This is a genomic window from Chamaesiphon sp. OTE_20_metabat_361 (genome assembly GCF_031364565.1).
Genome location: NZ_JANLWO010000192.1, coordinates 1 through 3,586 on the forward strand (window position 1 = coordinate 1; position 3,586 = coordinate 3,586).

Genomic DNA, 3,586 nt, shown 5'->3' on the forward strand with positions numbered 1-3,586 from the left:
CGCACCGACAGCCGATGCTTATCTTCCGAAACGCACCTGGTGGTTTCAACGCTTGTTAGACGTGGTTAATGGCTACGATGTCGATCTAGCTTGGCTGGCTAGCTGGTGTCCGTACTTGGGCTACAACGGCGACATTTTGGGCTATCTATTTGCCGCAGCCATTGATGCTGGCGATAAGCTAGGGCAAGAAATTTTCGATATTCTCATCGCTTCAGCCAAAGGCGAACATGAAATCGGCGCGATGGGGCGACATGTGACTCGATCGCTCCTGCTGGCAAATCGCCCTGAAGGTTGGGAATTTGTCGAAAAGCTACTCGTTGCCGCCCAGCGTCAAGAGGGCTTGCGCCAGACGATTTTAGAATGCGTAGATGAGGCACATCCGATCGCGTATCAGCGGATGTTGAGGCTGATTTTGGACGAAAATCTAATTCGGTTTGCGGCGACACTTCGGGCGGTAGATGTCTGGTTTGGGTTCGATTTGGACGTATTGCAAGAGAAACCAGCGCGGGCGATTATCGCGCAAGTTTTAGAGTTTCTCAGCGATGCCAACCAGCAACAAGCCGCCCTCGCCAGCGATGATGCACAGACGGTATATTTGGCTCTATGGTCGATCGCGTTTATCGATGCCCTCCAAGCGATCGAATCTGCCAAAACTCTCCTCCAGCATTCCCAAGCCAGCCATCGATTAGTAGCGATTCACTGTCTCAAGCAACTGGATCTACATCCATCAAGATTGGTAATATTAAGCGCAATCGAAGATCCCGACGATCGAGTGGCTTGGTTAGCATTAAATTCTGCTTATGCCAGCCAGGAATTATTACAGGCTGCGCCGGAACTATTCGATCGCATCGTCGCTATTTTCCCCCGTTGGGCAGTCAAATCCAAGCAATTACCCCAATTAGTTTGGGAGTGGATGAAACTGACTGTTTCTCAAGAGGCTGTCGTCCAGATTTTACGTGGATGGTTGGGCGATCGATCGCCCAAACTGATGATTCCTTATCTAGCCGCTGCTGAATCTTATCAACGGGCAACCATCGCCAGAGATCTGGCGAAGATTCAGCCGTGGGACGCAGAAATTCGCGATACCTTATTTAACCTCGCTGGCGATGCTAGTAGCTATGTGCGCCAACAGGTTTTAGAAATACTCAAAAAATGCCATATTGCCAAATCTGAAGCCACCCATTTAATCGGCTTGCTAACTCGTAAATCTAGCGATCTACGTCAGGGAATCTTAGGTTTATTACTCAAGCAATCGGATGAAGATGCGATCGATTATGCCCGATTATTATTAGCAGCAAAAGATAAGTTACAGCGACAAGCTGGATTGGAATTAGTCGCAGAATTAGTCAAGGGGAATCGATTGGTAACTGAGTGCCAATCGATCGCCAAAACCTATCAAACCACATGGGGCGATAAGATTACCACCGCCGAAACTCAATTATTAGAGAGAGTTTTCGTCAAAAAGTCTCAGTCTGTCACGCTGCGAAATGCGTTAGGATTAGTAAACATAGCAGATTTACATGTACCCGAACCAGTAACTTGCACCAATCCCGTCGAAATAAATACGGCTGCGGCGAAAAGTACTTTAGTGGCGATCGATGAACTGATTCACAAACACAGTCAAACTCCGGTTCAAATTAAGGATTATTCCGGCGAAAATGTTGAATATTTGCTTGGTAATTTAACTTGGCAATTTCCTTCTTTAAATCCCAATCTATCCCGTGATGAAAACTTAGCAATGGTTCTCCTCTTGGATGTCTGGGAGAACTGGTATCAGAGCAATCGACATAGAGATGAAGACGGTTTAGAACTAATTCGAGCAATTGCGCCTCGCTACTATGCAAGTATCGATAGATCTGGAAAACTAGCAGAAAAAGGTTACTTAGATTATCAAAATTCTCCATACTATGGATTACGCACCGCCTTAGATCGATCTTTCGAGGGAATTAAGTTAGATTTGCGCTATCCAGAGTTAGTCGATCGCATTATTAAGTGGTTGCTTTATTTACATCCTCTGCCTCAACAAATTGAGTTTCGTCTAGACTTACTAGCACATGTTTTAGCAACACTGGCAGATCCACTCGAATTGGAAAGATCGATCGCAATCGACTCACCATCTCAACAGATTGACACCTATGATTTAGAAAATTTTATTGCGGTTGTTAAGAGCTTTGCACGACCAAACGGAGAAGCATCTGACAAACATTTTCGGCGGTGGTGGCAAATGATTAATTGGATCGACGGGAGTATTTGGTACCGTCTCATTCGCTACGGTAGAGCTGTAAGTCTGACAGATTTGTCGATCGCTCACCGTTTGGGTTTTGCCAGCAGTGCAGATGTTATTTACTATCTATTAGGCAACCGATTTGAGTCAGAAACACCAGAAAATGCTACTCCAATTCAGCATCTGAGAAATAATTTTCCCGACCTCAAAAATCTCACGCGGCGGAAACTAACAGATCTAGATCCAGTCCTGAATATCGCGATCGAATGTGCAAATATTTGTCGCGATCGCATTCTCGAAATTGAATGTCAACGCGGAGATTTACCCACGGCGGCGACTAATGCAGCACTGGATTTAAGATCGATTGAAGGTATTCCCACGATCGTTAAACTATTACAGAATTTAGATAATGCCACCTTCGTGCGTGGCTATACTTACGGCAACCAGAGCAAAGCCGCCGTGATGAGCCACTTGATGCGGATTAGCTTTCCCGCCAGTAACGATACCCCTGTAGAATTTGCCCGCCAAGTCAGAGCCGCGAAAATTAGTGAAGAAAAGCTGATTCAATTTGCCTTCTTCGCGCCTCAATGGGTGAATTATATCCAACAAGCCATCGATCTCCCTGGCTTTGCCGAAGGAGTCTGGTGGATTCATGCCCATACTAAAGATAATAATTGGTCGGTCGAACAAGATGTGCGAGAGATCTGGGTTGCCCAAATTGCCGAACGAACTCCGCTCTCGGCGAATAGTTTAGTCGATGGAGCCGTCGATGTGGAATGGTTTGGGCGGGTTTATGCTACCTTGGGCGCAGCACGCTGGCAACAGTTGGATAAAGCCGCTCAATATGCCTCCAACGGCAGCGGACACCAACGCGCCAAACAGTTTGCTAATGCCATGTTAGGGCAGATCGAGAAAGGAGAATTACTCGATCGCATCGCCAAAAAACGCCATCAAGACTCCATCCGCGCCCTCGGCTTGTGCCCATTAGATCCAGGCAAAAAACGCGAACCCGACATCCTCAAACGCTACCAGATCTACCAAGAATTCCTTCGCACCAGCAAAAAATTTGGCTCCCAACGCCGCGCCAGCGAAAAACTCGCCGTCGAAATCGGCATGGAAAACCTCGCCCGCACCGCCGGATTCGCCGATCCGCAACGGCTCCAATGGGCGATGGAAGCCGCCGCCATTGCCGATTTGGTAGAAAAACCGCAGGTAGTTGCGATCGAGGATACCACCATCTCCCTGAGCATCACCACCACAGGCACCCCCGAAATTACCATTACCAAAGCCGGAAAAACCCTCAAAGCCATCCCCGCCAAACTGAAGAAAAATCCTGAGATTGAGGCTTTAGTCGATCGGAAA

Annotated in this window: 1 protein-coding gene; it reads left to right on the forward strand. The window is 47.4% G+C overall.

The window, feature by feature from the left end; all coding sequences use genetic code 11:
* Positions 1 to 3,586, forward strand: a 3,586-nt coding sequence (locus tag RMO35_RS05365; protein ID WP_309739105.1) for a DUF5724 domain-containing protein, incomplete at both ends; no start/stop codon positions are given.